This is a genomic window from Lysinibacillus sp. G4S2 (genome assembly GCF_030348505.1).
Classification (GTDB): domain Bacteria; phylum Bacillota; class Bacilli; order Bacillales_A; family Planococcaceae; genus Lysinibacillus.
Genome location: NZ_JAUCFJ010000001.1, coordinates 19,207 through 37,341 on the forward strand (window position 1 = coordinate 19,207; position 18,135 = coordinate 37,341).

20 protein-coding genes are annotated in these 18,135 nt (G+C 36.7%); all 20 read left to right on the plus strand.

Going from position 1 to position 18,135, the window contains the following annotated elements:
• Positions 1–2: 2 nt before the first annotated feature.
• The 20 genes from QUF91_RS00175 (at position 3) to QUF91_RS00275 (ending at position 18,134) form a co-directional block, all read left to right on the plus strand.
• A complete protein-coding gene (locus QUF91_RS00175; RefSeq protein WP_289416395.1) occupies positions 3–218 on the plus strand; it encodes a hypothetical protein in 216 nt (71 codons plus the stop codon).
• A 3-nt stretch (positions 219–221) separates the two neighbouring features.
• Positions 222–710, plus strand: a complete 489-nt coding sequence (locus QUF91_RS00180; RefSeq protein WP_289416396.1) for a hypothetical protein — start codon at positions 222–224, stop codon at positions 708–710.
• 4 nt (positions 711–714) lie between these two features.
• Positions 715–1,050, plus strand: a complete 336-nt coding sequence (locus QUF91_RS00185; RefSeq protein WP_289416397.1) for an HNH endonuclease — start codon at positions 715–717, stop codon at positions 1,048–1,050.
• 121 nt (positions 1,051–1,171) lie between these two features.
• Positions 1,172–1,510 carry a P27 family phage terminase small subunit gene (locus tag QUF91_RS00190; RefSeq protein WP_289416398.1) on the plus strand — a complete coding sequence of 113 codons (339 nt, stop codon included), beginning with the start codon at positions 1,172–1,174 and terminating at the stop codon, positions 1,508–1,510.
• On the plus strand, positions 1,507–3,219 hold the full coding sequence (locus tag QUF91_RS00195; RefSeq protein ID WP_289416400.1) for a terminase TerL endonuclease subunit: 1,713 nt from the start codon (positions 1,507–1,509) through the stop codon (positions 3,217–3,219). Before QUF91_RS00190 ends, QUF91_RS00195 begins: the two co-directional genes overlap by 4 nt.
• Positions 3,220–3,271: 52 nt before the next feature.
• Positions 3,272–4,438 carry a phage portal protein gene (locus QUF91_RS00200; RefSeq protein WP_289416401.1) on the plus strand — a complete coding sequence of 389 codons (1,167 nt, stop codon included), beginning with the start codon at positions 3,272–3,274 and terminating at the stop codon, positions 4,436–4,438.
• Positions 4,416–5,186: a head maturation protease, ClpP-related gene (locus tag QUF91_RS00205; RefSeq protein WP_289416403.1), complete on the plus strand. Its 771-nt coding sequence runs from the start codon at positions 4,416–4,418 to the stop codon at positions 5,184–5,186. The genes QUF91_RS00200 and QUF91_RS00205 overlap by 23 nt, the downstream gene beginning before the upstream one ends.
• A 25-nt stretch (positions 5,187–5,211) precedes the next feature.
• Complete coding sequence (locus tag QUF91_RS00210) at positions 5,212–6,351, plus strand: phage major capsid protein (RefSeq protein WP_289416405.1); 1,140 nt, start codon at positions 5,212–5,214, stop codon at positions 6,349–6,351.
• Positions 6,352–6,385: 34 nt separating this feature from the next.
• On the plus strand, positions 6,386–6,565 hold the full coding sequence (locus tag QUF91_RS00215) for a termination factor Rho (protein ID WP_289416406.1): 180 nt from the start codon (positions 6,386–6,388) through the stop codon (positions 6,563–6,565).
• A 9-nt stretch (positions 6,566–6,574) separates the two neighbouring features.
• Positions 6,575–6,868 carry a hypothetical protein gene (locus QUF91_RS00220; RefSeq protein ID WP_289416408.1) on the plus strand — a complete coding sequence of 98 codons (294 nt, stop codon included), beginning with the start codon at positions 6,575–6,577 and terminating at the stop codon, positions 6,866–6,868.
• Entirely contained in the window at positions 6,855–7,220 is a 366-nt protein-coding gene (locus QUF91_RS00225) for a phage head closure protein (RefSeq protein WP_289416409.1), read from the plus strand. The genes QUF91_RS00220 and QUF91_RS00225 overlap by 14 nt, the downstream gene beginning before the upstream one ends.
• A 1-nt stretch (position 7,221) precedes the next feature.
• A complete protein-coding gene (locus tag QUF91_RS00230; protein ID WP_289416411.1) occupies positions 7,222–7,581 on the plus strand; it encodes an HK97 gp10 family phage protein in 360 nt (119 codons plus the stop codon).
• Positions 7,578–7,895 carry a hypothetical protein gene (locus QUF91_RS00235; protein WP_289416412.1) on the plus strand — a complete coding sequence of 106 codons (318 nt, stop codon included), beginning with the start codon at positions 7,578–7,580 and terminating at the stop codon, positions 7,893–7,895. Before QUF91_RS00230 ends, QUF91_RS00235 begins: the two co-directional genes overlap by 4 nt.
• A gap of 12 nt (positions 7,896–7,907) precedes the next feature.
• On the plus strand, positions 7,908–8,483 hold the full coding sequence (locus QUF91_RS00240) for a major tail protein (RefSeq protein WP_289416414.1): 576 nt from the start codon (positions 7,908–7,910) through the stop codon (positions 8,481–8,483).
• Between the two features lie 21 nt (positions 8,484–8,504).
• Positions 8,505–8,861 (plus strand): hypothetical protein, encoded by a 357-nt coding sequence (locus tag QUF91_RS00245; protein ID WP_289416415.1) that lies wholly within the window; start codon positions 8,505–8,507, stop codon positions 8,859–8,861.
• Positions 8,862–9,125: 264 nt separating this feature from the next.
• Positions 9,126–13,850: a hypothetical protein gene (locus QUF91_RS00255; RefSeq protein WP_289416416.1), complete on the plus strand. Its 4,725-nt coding sequence runs from the start codon at positions 9,126–9,128 to the stop codon at positions 13,848–13,850.
• A gap of 13 nt (positions 13,851–13,863) precedes the next feature.
• Complete coding sequence (locus tag QUF91_RS00260; RefSeq protein WP_289416417.1) at positions 13,864–14,739, plus strand: phage tail domain-containing protein; 876 nt, start codon at positions 13,864–13,866, stop codon at positions 14,737–14,739.
• 4 nt (positions 14,740–14,743) lie between these two features.
• Positions 14,744–15,841, plus strand: a complete 1,098-nt coding sequence (locus QUF91_RS00265) for a siphovirus ReqiPepy6 Gp37-like family protein (protein ID WP_289416419.1) — start codon at positions 14,744–14,746, stop codon at positions 15,839–15,841.
• A gap of 2 nt (positions 15,842–15,843) precedes the next feature.
• Positions 15,844–16,737: a hypothetical protein gene (locus QUF91_RS00270; protein WP_289416421.1), complete on the plus strand. Its 894-nt coding sequence runs from the start codon at positions 15,844–15,846 to the stop codon at positions 16,735–16,737.
• The gene (locus QUF91_RS00275) at positions 16,737–18,134 is read left to right on the plus strand and encodes a hypothetical protein (RefSeq protein WP_289416422.1); all 1,398 of its coding nucleotides are present in this window, start codon (positions 16,737–16,739) and stop codon (positions 18,132–18,134) included. Before QUF91_RS00270 ends, QUF91_RS00275 begins: the two co-directional genes overlap by 1 nt.
• Position 18,135: the final 1 nt, after the last annotated feature.

Here is an 18,135-nt window from a genome sequence, read left to right on the forward strand (position 1 = left end):
AAATGGCAAACGAAATCGTAATCAAAATGAGTTCGGCTAATGAACCACCAAAGATAACACTTAATGGCAAGAAGATAAAAGGAATCATAGGTCTTGAATATAACTACGCAACATCTAATGCAGAATCGAATGGGCAACATAACTTCGTAGTTCGATATATCGATGAGGATACATCAACTATTCGTGCAGCTATAGTTCACAAAACGTTGGAGGGATGAACAATGGATAAATCAAATGTAACTATCAAACCCGATAGACCAGTAACATCTAAGAAATACTTAGCTAATTGTTGTATGAAAAATCCTAACCATCAAATGTTTAAGGTTACTGATGGCGCTCGTTGTGTTGAATGTAATGGCTTAGTGAATGTTAAGGAAGTTACGATGGATGAACATTACTCACTTCCAACTTATACAGAATTACACAAAAGCCGAAATGAAAAGCCAAGTAAATCATTATCCATTTCAGTTGATATGAACACAGACAAGATGCAATTAAAGTTAAGAGCGATTGAAAAACATGTAGGAGCATTAGCCGATGAGTTAGATGCTATTGATAATACAGAACCTTGTGATAGGTGTGGTTGTATTAAAACAGAAACACATACATTGTACTCTTCTAAAACTACTTACGAAACTATGCGCTGTTCAGAGTGTGGATTAAAGATAAGTGAAGAAGAGTTTCCTAATCGATTAGAAGGCAGCGACTAACATCATGCAAGAATACAAATCACTCGAGCAAAAGCGAAAGTTCTATGACAGTGGTGATTGGAAACATATTCGTGCTGAAGTAAAGAAACGCGACAACAATGAATGTCAGGAATGCAAACGTAATGGTCTTGTTAGAATCGATGACATTAACGAACTAAACAATGATGGCACACGAAAGAAGATTCAATTAGTCGTGCATCACATTAAAGAGTTAGAAGATCATCCAGACTTAGCACTCGACATTAACAATCTCGAAACACTTTGTGTTGATTGCCATAACCGTATTCATGGTCGAGTATTCAGCAAGCCAAACAAGTGGAGAGACGATGAAAAGTGGTAATACCCCCCGGGTCAAAAAGTTTTGCGATTTTTTAAATCGTGGGCACCGGTGATGGGGTCGTTTGTCTAAAAATATTCAAAAATACGCCTTCACATTAGAGGGGTAAGGGGGGAGGGGTTACATGAGAAAAGTCGATGTCGAAGCATTACGTGAGCAGCTGTTAAGTAAGATTGATACAGCTGACTTGAAGGAAGTAGAAAAGGTAGAGCGTTATTGTGATCTAATTGAAATAGTGCAAGATTGTCGTGCCAAGGTTAAGGATGAAGGACCAAGCATTAAAATCATAAATGGTAAGCAAGAATTTACGAAAAGTCATCCTTGTATGAATGATATTGCTAAATTTAACGCTCAAATCATTGCACTTGAAAAGTCTATGATATTCAAATTGAAGGCTGATATTCCAGTCCCTTCACCCTCATCCTCTGTGGGGGGCAAGAACAAACGCGGTGGTTTAATATGATTAGTTATAAATATGTTGATGATTATATCCAACAATTGCGTGATGGAAAAATCATTTTAAATAAACGACGAATTAAACTGATGGAATTAATTGAGCGTGAAATCTATCCGGCTGATGATATGTATTTCGATGCAAAGCAAATTGAAAGTTACATAGCCTTTACAGAGAAATATTACTTCCCGTTGACGTTGGCGCAAAAATTTAAAACGTGCTTCATTTTCTTGTATTATAACGACGGCTCGCTAGTTTTTAACGAGCATTTAGATTACGAGGGGCGTGGCGGTGGTAAAACAGGTCGTATTTCTTCACTAGCAAATTACTTTATTAGCGATTTACACGACATTCCTTATTACAATGTTTCAGTTGTTGCTAATAGTGAAAAACAAGCGAAAATGTCATTTACGGAAGTTTATAACAAGATTGATCAGGACGATTCGCTCAAACAATATTTTGACCATAAAAAAGCATTGATAGAATCGTATGATACGAAATCGGTTTTCCAATACCATACATCTAACGCGAATACAAAAGATGGTTTACGTGATGGCTGTGTAATCTTTGAGGAAATTCATCAATATGAAGATGCCTCAACAGTAAATGTATTTACATCTGGTTTAGGTAAAGTTAAAAATCCACGTATCTTTTATGTTGGGTCTGATGGTTATGTTCGTGATGGTTTCATGGATAAGTTAAATGAACGTGCTGACAATATCCTAGATGGGAACGTAAGTATTCGAGATGACGGTTTATTTCCATTCATGTGCTGCTTAGATGATGAAGCCGAAATGCATGACCCGAATATGTGGCAAAAAGCAAATTCACAATTCCATCCACCATTGTCCGAATATGCGAAAACACTATTCAAAACAGTCATGCAACAGTACAAAAAACTAGAGCATGACCCGAGTGGTTACGAAGAATTTGTTACAAAGCGTATGAATTTACCAAAAGTCGATTTAGAGAAAAGTGTTACGTCTTGGGAGAAAATCGAAGCAACTGATCAAAAATATAACCTTGAAGAACTTAAGAATCGTGAATGCATTGGCGCAGTGGATTATGCGTCTATTCGCGATTTCGTAGCGTGTGGATTACTTTTCTTTAAGGACAATAACTATATCATTCCACGTGAATTATTTCAGGAGTTTGTTTGTAAGCCGTTTGCTGACAAGCATTATGGTTATAGCCAAACAAAAGCAGAAAATAACAATAAGAAAGACCATCGTAAATTCGCGCCAATTCGTGAATGGGAGAATGATGGTCTATTAACTGTGCTCGATAAAGAAGCTATGGATCCGTATATAGTAGTGAATTGGTTTGTTGAACGCCGTAACGAAGGTTGGAATATAAAAAAAATTGTGGGCGACAACTTCCGGATGGAAATATTACGACCACTTTTTGAAGCTGAAGGATTTGAAGTAGAAACGATTCGCAATCCAGATGCAGCAAGTGCTTTGTTGGCACCAAAGATCGAATTAGCATTTGATGAAGGCAGAGTAATTTTTGGTGATAATCCAGTACTACGATGGAATACGAACAATGTATTAGTTGTCATCGATAGCAAAGGAAATAAGCTTTATCGCAAAAAGGAAGCTGTTAAACGTAAGACAGACGGTTTCATGATGTTCCTTTATGGTGTATGGGCTACTCGCGATTTAGAAGATTTTGATGTCAGAACAACATTGAAAGCATTGAATTCGATTAATTTCTAACGTCTATATTCTCAATTGTGGAAGGCGTACAAAAGGAGGTGAGACATTTAAAATGGGGTTTTTATCAAACATCTTTCAACGTAATCAAAACTTAAAGTCGTCGTATGAATTTAATTTTGAGGGCTTAGAAGTTGAACAACGTGCTTACCTGAAAACTATGGCTTTAGAGGTTTGCATTGGTTTTATTGCTCGCACAGTTGCAATGGCTACATTTCGTATTTCCCAAAATAACAAACGCGTTTATGATAATTGGGATTATTCACTTAACGTTAGACCAAATACAGACCAATCGGCAGCGGAATTCTGGCAAGACTTTGCTTATCGTGCCATCCACAATAATGAAGTGTTGGTGGTAGTGAGTGATAACGGGGATTTGTTAATTGCTGATTCATTCACTCGTAAAGAGTACGCTGTACTACCTGATACATTTTCTAATGTAACAGTAAAGGAATTTACGTTCCAACGCACCTTTAAAATGAATGAAGTTATTTACATTACTTATAACAATGAAAAATTAACAAAATTCATGAAGGGGCTATTTGCAGATTACACTGAATTATTCAGCCGAATGATTCAAACATCGATGTTTTCAAATCAAATTCGTGCAACAGCTAGTATCGACGCAAATCAAAGTCTTGATGATGAAAACCTAGCTGAATTAGGAAGTTTCATCAATAAAATGTTTAATGCCTTCAAAACGAAAGTGTTTGCAATCGTGCCAAAACTGAAAGGTTTCGATTATGAGGAAATTACAGATGGTACAAACGGTGGTCGTTCCATCGAAGATATTACAAAAATATCTGACAAAGCGGTTGAGCATGTAGCTCAACTTTTAGGTTTACCAGTCGCTTTAGTTCGCGGTGATATGTCTGAGTACGAAACTGCTTTAAAAGCTTATGACAAGTTTTGTTATGGTCCGTTTCTTAAGAAAATTTCTGATGAATTGAACAACAAGACAATCGAAAAGAAGGATTATCAAAATGGGCGCAAAATTAAAGTGTACGGCATTGTTATCGACGATCCGTTGGAACGACTTGATAAAGTTGATAAAGGCATTGCAAGTGGAGCTATTACACCAAACGAAGGGCGAGTGGAGTTCTTGAATTTAGAGCCATCTGATGACCCGGCAATGGACAAACATTATATTACTAAGAACTATGCGGAAGCAGAGCACTCGAAGGGAGGTGAGAATAATAATGAAGGTGAAACGACTGTTTAATTACAAAAACACTCAATTCGATGATGAATTAAAGAGCGTTCCTCACAATTTTGCTGTAAAACATGATGAAGAAGCAAAAACATCTGAACTTACTATTTACGGTGTTATCGGTGAATCATGGTGGAATGAAAAATGGACCTCAGCAATGGATGTAGACAATGCATTAAAAGAAGCAGGTTCAAACAATCTTGTTATCCGATTAAATTCTCCAGGTGGTAGCGCATTTGATGGTATTGCAATTTATAATCGTCTAATGAACTACAAAAATGAAACAGGTGCTAAGATTACAATTCATGTTGATGGCTGGGCATGTTCAGCAGCATCAGTAATCGCTATGGCAGCGGATGAATTAATTATGGGCCTTGGTGCCATGATTATGATTCATGAGGCTTCTAGTGGCGTTTGGGGTGCAAAAGGTGATTTCCGAAGTGAAGCTGATTTATTAGAAGAGCTTGAAGAAGGTATCATCGATATTTACATGACAAAAGCAACTGTAAAACGAGAAGAAATTCGTCAGAAGGTAGACGCTGAAACATGGTTTGGAGCGTCTAAAGCTATCGAAGTTGGATTCGCCACTTCTTCTACCTCATCAACTGTGGAGGGCAACTCAAAAGAGGAGCTATCGAATTTAAAAGCGCAGAATGCTAACTTGCAAAATGAAATTCAACAATTAAAAAATCAACAAAATCAGGAACCAACGCCAGAGCCAGTACAGCCGACTAACAAGCGTAAAGGGTTCCTTTTTTAATACAAAAATTTGGAGGTAATCATAAATGGTTATTAAATTAAACAATCACACTGAAACTTACGAGGAAGCAAAATTAAATTATGCTGCTGTTGTGAAAAACGAAGAATCGACACCAGAGCAAGTAGAAGAAGCTTGGGTGAATATGCAAGATGCATTAGTGAATTCTTTAACAACTCAAATTACAAACGAAGTAGCTAACAACACGATGGATCAAGTGATTCTATCGAATCGTGGAGCAGATGTAATGACTGCAGAAGAAACAAAATTCTTCAATGTTGTTGTATCTGATGGTTTCCAAGACGAAATTGTTCTCCCGTATACGATTGAAGAACGTATTTACGAGGATTTAACAAGTGATCACCCATTATTATCTGTAATCAATTTCCGCAACTTAGGAACAATCACATTAACTGCAATCACATCGGAATACGAAGGTGCAGCTGTATGGGGTCCAATCTTCGGAGAAATCAAAGGTCAATTAAATGCTGCATTCAAGCAAGAAAAAATCGCTCAATCTAAATTAACTGCATTTGTTGTATTGCCTAAAGACCTTGAGAAATTCGGTCCTAAATGGGTTGCTGCTTATGTTCAAACTCAAATTACCGAAACATATGCAGTAGCATTAGAAAATGCAATTATCAACGGTGCTGGTCCAACAAAAGAAGAACCAATTGGTTTAATTCGTGATTTAGTAGCAGCAGTAGATCCAACTAATGGACATGCAAAAAAAGCGGTAGCAGGAACATTAACATTAGCTGACCCAAAAACAATCATCAAAGAATTCGCTGGAATCGGTAAAGAATTATCAGAGAAAGAAAATGGTAAACCTTTAAACGTTAGTGGAAAAGTTGCACTAGTGATTAACCCTGCTGATGCTTGGGATTTAAAAGGTGACTTTACTATTCAAAATTCACTAGGTGATTACATTACAAAACTTCCTTACAATTTCATTCTTATTGAATCAGAATTTGCTACAAAAGGTGAGTTAGTTGCATTCGTTAGTGATCGTTACGATGCGTACCGTGGTGGTGGTATTGAGGTTAAGGAATACAAAGAGACATTAGCTATGGAAGATTGCAATTTACACATTGCGAAAACATTTGCCTTTGGTAAGCCGCGTGATAACAAAGTGGCAGCGATTTACAAATTACCGGTAACTCCTTAATTTTAAGGGGTTTCCGTTTTGAGGAGGGATAACAGTGTATAAAGTAGTCCTAGATTTCAAGGATAAAGACGGTCGGTTTTATCGTGAGGGTGACATTTTCCCAGCACCTGACGCTAGCAAACAAACAGCTGCACGAATTAAAGTATTGTCGTCCACAAATAACTTATACGGCCAGGTTTTTATTAAGAAAAATGAAACACCAAAAGAAAAGTAGGTGAGTTAAATGAATGAAATCACACCAGAACTTTTATCTGAATTTAAAGACCGTATGAAGCTTGGTGATGATGAAGACGACAATTTGAAGCGTATTTTAAAAGCGTCACACGATGATTTACAGCGCATTTGCGGTGATTATGATATAAATACTCACGAAGTCTTTAAAGAGCTTGTATTCGAGCGTTCTCGCTATGTTTATAACGATGCGCTTGAATACTTCCACAACAACTTTCTAACTCAAATTAACAACCTTAGTATTGCGAAAGCACTTGAAAGTAGTGAAGTCGATGAAAAAGTTTAAGTACAACGAAAATAATCATTCTGGCTTGTATCGACATCGTATTTTAATTCGTAAACGCACTATTACTACAGATGAATTGCTACAAGAAATCGAAACGTTTGAGTACTACGGACGCTATTGGGCCATGATTAAAACGCTAAAAGGTAGTGAAATAATGGGAGCCGGAAGAGAGCAAACAAAAGTCGAGAAACGATATGTAGTGAAGTATGCGAAATCATTAGATGAATTTATCGATAGTGAACATACAACTTTTGAAGTGGTGCAAAAAGGCATTGTTTATGATGTGAAAAGCGCTGTCAACGATGATGATATGAACATTACTGTCACTATCGTTGTGGAGGGGCAGTCTTAATATGGCAACAAATATCAATGATCTTGCTGCTGAAATAAATCGAGCTCTAGCAAACTATGCTCATGGTGTTGGTGAAGATATAGAAAAGGTTGCTGAAAAAGTTGCTAAAGAAGGCGCACAGCAACTTAAAGCTCGTTCTCCTGTTGGTGCAACACATCGTTATGCTAAAGGTTGGCGAGCTAAAAAAGTGGGTAATCAATGGGTCGTCCACAATATTCATTATCAACTCACACATCTGCTTGAAAAAGGGCATGCAAAAGTAGGTGGTGGTCGAATTCCAGCTGTTGTCCACATAGCACCTGTAGAGCAAGAAATGATCAATGAATTTGTCCAAGGTGTAGAGGAGGCGATTAGAGGGTGACATTATCTGAACTTGCTCAAAAATTAAAGGCACTTGGTTATCCAGTTGCGTATTCACATTTCAAGAGCGTACAAGTGCCTCCCTTCATCTGCTACCTCATTGCGGATGGCGATACATTCAGTGCTGATAATACAGTTTTATCAAAAATCACTTATGTAGATATTGAACTATATGTAGCCAATAAAGATTTGGCTGCAGAGAAAAAAATCGAAGATATGTTAAAAGAAAACGAACTCCCTTGGGGCTATGATGAGATTTTCATCAAAGACGAGGGAGTTTTTAAATGCACATTTTCAATAACTTTAATTAATTAGGAGGTCATTTAGATGGCAGAAAATAAAGTACGTTATGGTTTAAAGAATGTTCATTACGCAGTAGCTGCAGAAGGAGCAGATGGAAAATTAACATATGGAACACCAGAACGTTATCCTGGTGCCGTTTCTTTAAGTCTGGAACCACGAGGCGAAACATCAGAGTTTTATGCGGATGATCGTGTTTATTATGCAACAACAGTAAATAACGGATATGAAGGCACATATGAAGCTGCAGAATTACCTCTGAAGTTCCGTACAGATGTAATTGGAGATCAATTAGATGAAACTACAGGGGTTCTTACTGAAACAGCAAATTCAAAGCCTAAAACAATTGCATTAATGTTTGAATTTGATGGTGATGTAAAGGCAACACGTCATGTATTGTATAACGTTACTGTAAGCCGTCCTGGTACGTCAGGAGAAACGAAAACAGAAACAACAGAGCCAACTACACAAGAGTTAACATTCATCGCTGCACCAACTATAGATGGTGTTGTTAAACGAGCTACAACAGGTACAACGACACCTGAAATTTACGATGCATGGTATACAAAAGTATTTGAACCTACAGCAGTACCAACACCTTAATGAATTGTGGAGGGCAAATAGATGGAAATTACATTAACAATCGATGATAAACCAGTTAAATTCAAATCAAGTGGCGCTGTAACAAAGCGCTATAAAATGCAGTTTCAGCGGGACTTCTTTGCGGATATATCAAGTTTTGGACTTGCGATGCAGAAGGAAGATATTAAGTCAGCGGATAGTGAAAAAGCAATGCAAATCATGAGTAAAATTGATTTTGATTTATTCCTAGATATTGCATGGGTATTTGCAAAAACAGCAGACAACGCAATTCCAGACCCATTAACTTGGTTAGATGGATTTGAAACATTTCCGATTATGGAGATTTTGCCAGATTTACAGGATTTAATCGCACGTACAATTGGCTCTAAAAAAAAGTAGATAGTGAGGGTACGTCTTCAGGGGAAACAATATCCACGGAGACATACCTTTATTTATGCAAAGAATGCGGACTAGAACACGATGATTTAGAAACAATGACAATTGGCATGACACTTGATTATATCGAAGATTATTTAGAAAAGAAAAATCCGAATAAAAAAGAAAAGAAAACTACTCGCAAAGCATCGCAAGCAGATTTCGACTCATTCTAGCACTTGCCTTTTGGCAGGTGTTTTTATTTGTGCAAAAAGGTAGGTGAAACGAATGTCAAATAGTCGAATAAAAGGAATCACGATTGAATTAAATGGTGATACAACTGGATTAACTGATGCGCTGAAAGATGTTAATAAAGAAAGTAGTAAAGTTACTAGTGAGTTAAGGGAAGTTGAACGAGCTTTAAAATTAGATCCAGGTAACGCAGAATTAATTGCCCAAAAACAGCAGCTTTTAGCAGAGCAAATCCAAAATACAAGTCAAAAATTAGACACATTAAAGCAGGCACAAGCACAGGTAGAACAACAATTCGCCAATGGTGATATTGGTGCAGATCAATATCGAGCATTCCAACGTGAATTAGCAACGACAGAAGCATCTCTTAGATCATTACAAGGTCAAATGGATGCTACATCTCAAAACTATAATAGTTTAAGAAATGCTAATAGAGATTTACAAACGTTCTTTGAAGCAACTAATACTACTGTGGCTGATTTCGCTGATGTGTTAGGCAATCGTTTAACTTCTGCTATTAACCAAGGTACAGCTTCCACAGATCAAATTAATAGAGCACTACAAATAATGGGTAGACATGCATTAGGTGCTGGTGCTGATATCGATATGATGCAAACTGCATTACAAAATATCCATACAACTGGGTTACAAGGAGTTAGAAATGAATTTGCTCAAATTGCAAATGCCGCTGATGATGCAGGAGATTCGGTAAATGGCTTTGGTGAGAAGCTACAAGGGGTTGCAGCTGGATTAGTAGCAGGTGGAGGTATTGCTGTTGTAATCCAAGAAGCATTAGATGTATCGAGTTTAAATACCAATATTGAAATATCAATGGGTATTAAAGGCGGAGATGCTGAAGCAGTAAGAGATAGTATTAATGGTGTGACAGCAGCAATTGGTGACGAAGAAGCAGCTTATGAAGGTGTTAGAAGACAAATGACTCTTAATAAAAATGCTTCTATGGAATCTAACCAAAAGATCATTGAAGGTGCGGCAATGGTTAGTCGTGCATACAAAGAAGTTGACTTTAAAGAGTTGATTCAAGAATCACATGAAATCGGTAAAGAGTTAAAAATATCTCAAAGTGATGCGTTAGCATTAACTAATCAATTACTAAAGATTGGTTTCCCTCCAGAGCAATTAGACATCATTTCTGAATACGGCGGGCAACTACAACGTGCTGGATATACAGCTGAAGAAGTTCAAGCTATTATGGCAGCTGGTGTTGAAACGGGAACTTGGAATATCGACAATTTACTTGATGGATTGAAAGAAGGTCGTATTAAAGCGGCTGAATTTGCCGAGGGTTGGGATAAATCCATGACTTCCCTTATTGATGATATCGGTTTATCGAGAGATCAATTAGACGCATGGGGTAAAGCTGTTGCTAACGGTGGTAAAGAAGGTTCAAAAGCCATGATTGAAATGGCTCAATATCTCGACACAATCGAAGATAAATCTAAGCGGAATGCTTTAGGTGTAAAATTCTTCGGTACAATGTGGGAGGACCAGGGCGATAACATTGTAGCTACTCTCACAAATATGGATAACCATTTAAAATCTACCGATGAGATGCAGAAGACTCTTAATGCTGATACCGAAAAGCTGAAAGCTGATCCAGCATATAGAATGGCAGAAGCAATGAACTCTATTAAACAATCACTTGCTCCTGTATTAGCGGATATGGCTGAAATGATTGCACAAATTGCCGACTGGATAGCAGAAAATCCTAAACTTACAGCAACGATTGTTGCAGTTGTAGGAGTTTTAGGAACATTAGTTGCTGCATTTGCTGCATTAATGCCTGCAATTGGTTCATTTGTCGGATTAGTCGGTGGAGGTTCAGCCGCCTTGGGTATATTAGGTTCTACTTTAGCAGTAATAACAGGTCCTATTGGTATAACTGTCGCCGCATTAGCGGGATTAGGGGTCGGAATATATGCAGTAACTCAAGAATTGAGTGAATCGTCTATTGAGGTAGAAGATTGGACTACGAAAGTTTCAGAAGGTACAGCAAAAGCTGTAGGAAGCTTTATGGAATTAAATACAGGTGCTACAAATGCTTTAACACAATTAAAATGGTCTGGCGGTACTTTAACTACTGAAATAGCAAATGATTTAATCGAAAAGAACAACCAAATGACTACACAAGTCTTAGAAGCTATGAAATCACGTCATGAACAACAGTTGACAGAACAAACTTCATACTTTGACCAATCATCTGCATTATCAGCACAACGTGAGCAAGAAATCCTTGAACAAACTAAACAAAAGCATGTTGAGCAAGAACAAGCAGTTTCTGAGGGGCAAGCACGTATCAATGAAATATATAAAACTGCATCTAGTGAAAAGAGAGCAGTAACTAAAGAGGAATTCGCAGAAATTGATAAAATTAATGCTGATTTAAAGAATAATGCTATTCAGTATCTATCAGAATCAGAGAGAGATCAAAAAGTTATTTACGAAACTCTTAAACATAATGCAAGTGAAATATCTGCTCAACAAGCGGCTGATGTTGTTAAGAATTCTAATGAACAGAAAACTAAAACAATTGAGGATGCAGAACAAACTTATAAACAACGTGTTGCAGCAATTACTAAAATGCGTGATGAAGATAAAACAATTACCAAAGAAGAAGCAGATGCAATGATCGCAGAAGCTGAACGTGGTAAAAATGATACTATCAAGAACGCTGAATTAATGCATCAAAACGTTGTGTCAGAAGCTAAAGCCCAAGCTGGCGAACATGTTGAACAGGTTAACTGGGAAACTGGTGAAGTCTTATCTAAATGGGGAGTATTTAAAAATGACGTATCAAAAAAGTGGGATGAAATAAAAAATAGTGCATCAAAAACGTGGAATGAAATTAAAACTAATACGATTACCATATGGGACGAAATAAAGGCTTGGCCAGGTAAGAAGATTGAAGAAATGAAATCGGCTGTTGAGAAGAAGATGGGCGAAGTCAAAACCACGATTGAAAAAAAGTGGAAAGAAGCAGAGGCATTTTTTAAAAAAATAGATCTTATTCAGATTGGTAAAGACATCGTTAATGGACTAATTAAAGGTATCGGAGATATGTTTAATGGTGTTAAAAGAAAAGTTGAAGAATTAGCAGGTCTTATTCCTGACTGGGCTAAGGATATTTTAGGAATACATTCTCCGTCTCGTGTTATGGCTGAAGTTGGTATGTGGACAGGCGAAGGTCTAGCGCAAGGTATTGAATCTACCTATGGACGCAACGAAAGTGCTATGAAGGAACTTAGCCAACTTTTAATTGATGCTACGAAAGATAATCAAGCAGCTGTAACGGATATTGCAAATAAAGCCGAAAAAGAACGTACAGCGATTCAAAACGAATCCGCAGCTAAAAAGAAAGAAATTGAAAAGAAATTAGCAAGTGACATTCAAGCGATTCAATCTAAAGCTTCAGCTAAAAAGAAAAAATTAACCAAAGAAGAAAACAATCGTATTGCGAAATTAAAAGAAGAAGCTAACGACAAACTTCTAAAACTAGATCAAGAGAATCAAAAGAAATTCGAAAAAATCAACACAAAAGCTTGGTCTGATATGGTCAAGAAAGAAGAAAGTGCATCTAGCGAACGTTTGAAGGTTATTAAGCAATATATTGCTGATAAAGATTCAACGAATGAGCTCTCATTAGCAACAGAGAAACACATCTTAGAAGAATCGATGAAGTTGTTTAAGGATGGTACGGCTGAGAAAATCGAAATTCAAAAGATGTATCAAAAAGTTACTGGAGAAATCAATAAAGAATCTGAGTCAATTAATAAAACCTATGTCGACAATGTGAAAAAGCTTAACGCTGATTACATTGCCCAAGAGCAAAAGCTCACAAAAGAATATGAAGATACACTTCAGAAGCGCAGAGATGCGCTTTATTCATTTTCCGGATTATTCGATGAGGTTGTTCGAAAAGATGTAAGCGGAAGTGCATTAATAGCGGCTTTGCAGTCTCAAGTAACGGCTTTCGAGGATTGGCAAAAGAATATAACAGAATTGGCTAACAAAGGTATAGAAGATGGGCTTCTTGCTGAATTACGTAATATGGGTCCAAAAGCCGGAGCAGAAATTGCAGCATTAAATTCTTTAACAGATGAACAGTTACAACAATATGTATCACTGTGGAAGGAAAAGAATGAGTTAGCTCGTACTCAAGCTGAAGCAGAGCTTACAGGACTTAAACAAAATACCGAAAAGCAGATAAATGAATTAAAAACAAAGACAGCTGAGCAACTACGTATCTATCAAAATGAGTGGCGCAATAGTATGATTTCACTTAAGGGTGAAGTAAAAAATGAAATGGACGAAATGCCAAGCATCGGTGAGTTTGCTGTAAATGGATTAATTTACGGTATGATGTCCAAACAAGGAGATTTATTGAGTGCTGTACAATCACTAGCATCTATTGTTTCAGATGCATTTACGTCTGCTTTAGACATCCACAGTCCATCTAGGGTGATGCGAGGATATGGTATTAACATTGGTGAAGGACTTGTGCTAGGTATCAATGATATGGTTGGGAAAGTCGCCGGGGCAACTAGACGATTATCTAATGCTGTAACCGAGAAAGCGAATAACTCAATGCCAGGTAATACAACGTCATCCACAACAAATCGTACTGAAAACAATACAGAAAACAATTTCAACTTAACTGTGAATAGCCCTAAACCAATCGATCCTTACGAAACAGCAAGGTTAAGTAGGAATGGGTGGAAAGAAATGGGGTTGCAATTATAAAGGGGGCTAGAACATGATTGAGTCTTTCCAAAGTCGAGAAAAATTAATATTCGATAATCATCGAGGGCAGACATTCGAAATTTCAGTGTCTAGCCCTTTTTATTTAGACAACGCAGATGGATTGGAAGCATTAGAAAATGAATTTTATAACGTGAAGAATTACAACGAGGATGGCACAAATGTAAAAGGTTCTAGTGTTAGAGAACGAAACATTGTCATCAATGGTCGTATTCGATTGGATAAGGATGTTAATAGGCAAAAGTTAATTCGTTTTTTTAATCCAAAGCATAATTTCACACTTAGATATGAAAATGGTGAGGTTACACGTTATATCGATTGCAAGGTAGAAAAATCACCAGTTGTAAGCAGGCATGTGATAAATGAATTTATTATTTCGTTTTTATGCCCTAATCCTTGGTGGTACACCGAAGAACAGAAATACGAAATAGCAATGTGGGTACCAGCGTTCGAATTTGAACTTGAAATTGATGCAGAAGGTGACGGCATTGAAATGGGTTATCGTGAGCCTAACAACATTGTGAATGTCTTCAATGATAGTGATACTGCTTCACCTTTACGGATCCAATTCAAAGCTTTAGGTTCTGTTGTCCGTCCACAGATTGAAGTAGTAGATACAGGTCATATCATTATGATTGATGCAACTTTACAGGGTGGAGATATTGTCACCGTTAATACTCAAAGAGGTAATGAGTATGCCATTTTAGAACGAAACGGAACACAAATTAATTACTTTAATTATCTATCGTATGATTCAGATATTCAATTAAGTGTGGATGTCGGGGACAATTTAATTCGATATGATGCAGCCGAATTTGTATCAAATCTAGAGGTGTCCATTTACTTTACGCCTCAGTTTGTGGGGGTGTAGTGACATGCTTTATGTATGCAATGAAAATTTTGAGCGTTTAGGATATATCGGTAAGTTCTCGTATCTTCTGTGGAGGAAAAAATACGGGCCGGGTAGTGAGGCAGAATTACATGTAGATGTTACACCGAAAAATATCGAGCTATTGAAGAAGGGAAATATTATTTATCGTCAGGATGATAATGAAGCCATGTTTATTTACTATCGTCAATTTGATGATAGTTCTGGTGTAGATCAATTGGTTATCAAATGCTTTTCTCTCACACGATGGACAGACCGTAGAATCCTGTGGAAGCAATACGATTTCAATACAACACCTGAAAAGATTATGAGGCAAATTATTTCAGAAAGTATGATTAGTCCTACTGATGCAACTCGTAAAATTTCACAAGTACAATTAGCCGCGGTAAAAAATATTGGTCAAGCTATTCAACAGCAAATTTCATATAAACAGGTGTATGAGGTATGTGAAAATCTATGCACTACTCATGACGTTGGGATGCGTTGTCTATTCGATAAACGGACACTGAAATATGACTTTTATGAAGGTGCAAACAGAACTATTAACCAAATGGCAAATCCACGTATAATCCTATCTAAAAACCGTAGTAATTTATTAAAAAGAAACTATGAGGATGCTGATAACGATTTAAAAACAACTGCTCTTGTTGGAGGTGCCGGAGAGGGTTGGGCACGTAAAACAACCTCTGTAGGTGCATCGTATACAGGATTAAAACGTCGAGAAATATTTATCGATGCGAGGGAAGTTTCTGAAACAAGGGAAGTAGATGGTGAACAAATATCAATTCCATTATCAGAGTATAACGCTTTACTTGCAGCAAAAGGAAAAGAAAAATTATCCGAGTATACAGAGTTCATAGGCTTTGATTGTGAACTGGATGTAACAAAAGAAAATACAAAATACAACGAGGATTTTTTCTTAGGGGACTTAATTACAATTAAGGATGATGAATTAGGAATTTTAATGAATAGTCGTGTAATGCAAGCGGATGAGGTATTCAAAGAAGATGGTAAATCAATCTTTGTAACTGTAGGTAAGTCAGTACCAACCCTTCCACAGGCTATAAAAAGGATGGTGAAGTAATAATGTTTAGATTTGGAATGTTTAACTCTATTAATGGAGATAGACGATACAAAGCAGAGGATTTTGCACAGTATTTCGCAACATTCATCGGGAATGGTATTTTTGTTAAACCTTCTGATTGTTTACAGATTCGTGCAAATGGAGATTCAATGAGTGTATATGTTCGTCCTGGTAAAGGATGGGTCAATGGGTATTATTTAATTAATGATGAGGATTATAACTTGTCACTTGCTGTTGGCGATGCAACACTTAATCGTATTGATCGCATCGTAATTAAATTAGATTTTACACTCCGTAAAATGAGTGTGGAAGTCAAAAAAGGTGCTTTATCGGCTTCTCCAATCGCTCCAACTTTAAAACGTGATGCAGATGCTTACGAGTTAGCTCTTGCGGATGTTTATATCGCTAAAGGAGCTTTGACGGTTAGTCAAGCAGCTATTACAGATACACGATTAAATAATAGTCTTTGTGGTCTTATGCACGGTGTTGTAGATCAAGTTGATACTACAACAATCTTTAATCAGTATCAACAATGGTTTGAGGATTATTCAGTAACAAAAGCAGCAGAATTCTTACAATGGCAAAACAAAGTGATGAGCGAACTAGAGGTATGGATTGATGCTCAAGAAAAGGATTTTGAAGCTTGGAGACAAGCGGAAGAAGCATTGTACTACACGTGGCTACAAGGTCGTAAGGACAACTTTGATGCATGGTTTGAAACTGTTAAAGACATTTTGGATACGACAGCAGATGGCAAATTATTTAATAAAATACAAGACCACGAAGATGCTAGTTTGCCTCATAAATTTTTACTAGGTAATGAAGTGTATAAGTATGGTTTCGCATTTAATCCTGATTTGAAATGTGTATCGTTTATATTTAAGGAGGTGGAATGATGACAGAAAACAATATTTTAAATTTACCCACTTACGAACAGGTAGAACAAATCAAAGAAAACGTTGGCGAGGTTAAAAATACTAGTGGTCAACTTTTAGACATTAACAATATGCAATACAAGGCTATAGTACAACAAGACGCTATATTATCACCTGATTATATCGACCCTATCGAGGTGGCTACTAAAAAGTTTTTTGAAGCTAATCCAGATGAACTGGTTAACTATCGCCACTACGCACAGACACCTTATATTATAGGGCGCGAGGATTATGATGGTGGTAATCTTATAGCTTTACGATTACAAACTATCCCAACAGTAGTAACTTCGGTAACTAGTTATAATTTAGATACATCTGAAATTGTTAACCATGTCCGATTGCCAGAAGGTTTTAAATTTTTATATCAAGTTAATCCGAATTGGATTACAACAACTGATGATAAATATCTTTACATCTTAGGACAACAAGGAACGCAAATTTCTTTAGCTGTTTTAGATAAAAATACATTAGCAATAAAGAAAGTATTAGTTACTGCAAGCACTAACATTAATGTTGATGCTTTAGCTGGTAACGTTTATCGTTGTCTTATTATAAGAGATAATGTTATGCATTTCACTCTTAGAGTAAACGATGATACTTCTACTATTTACGGGTATGATTTAAATAAAGATGTTAACGGTGTTCCTACTACTTTGAATTACAATATATCTTATGTACAATCGTACAATGATTTACCAAACGTAGCCACTTTATACAACCTTTTCGAATCCAAATATAATGATTTCATATATATCGTGGGTCGACCTAGAGGAAATACTACTATTAGTTTCGTAAAAGCTCGTTTAGTTGCTGGTAAATTACAACAAGTATCAGCGTTAGTCATGGGAAATACTTCTTCATCATCATGGGGCGATTTTTTAGAAATAACTGATAAAAAAGCATGGGTTCAAGTAGGTTCTGGCGGTCTTTCTTCGTTAAATGTTGTTAACTTAGAAACCATGACTCTCATGGGGAATATAGGTGTAAATAACTTGGGGTATATTTTACCTTTAACTGCAGATTTTAAAAGAATAATTTCTTGGGCAGATACTGTGTATTATAATATTGGCAGACCTGTAGGTATGGTTAATATAACAGAATTAATCGATATAGAAAACAGTAATACTTTGAATCATATTTCAACTCCAACATATGCAATTGTTCCACGTGTTACCCAACAAACGTTAAACGGAAACGCAGCTATAACGCAAAATGGTATTTTTGAAAGTGCAGGACCTATGTCAACGACTATCATTCACAACGGACAAACTTATGCTAGAATGGCTAACACTAGAGATAATGGATTCTATAAAGTTATGTTTAGCAGTCAACTAATAGGTTACGCAGGAGGTAATTAAT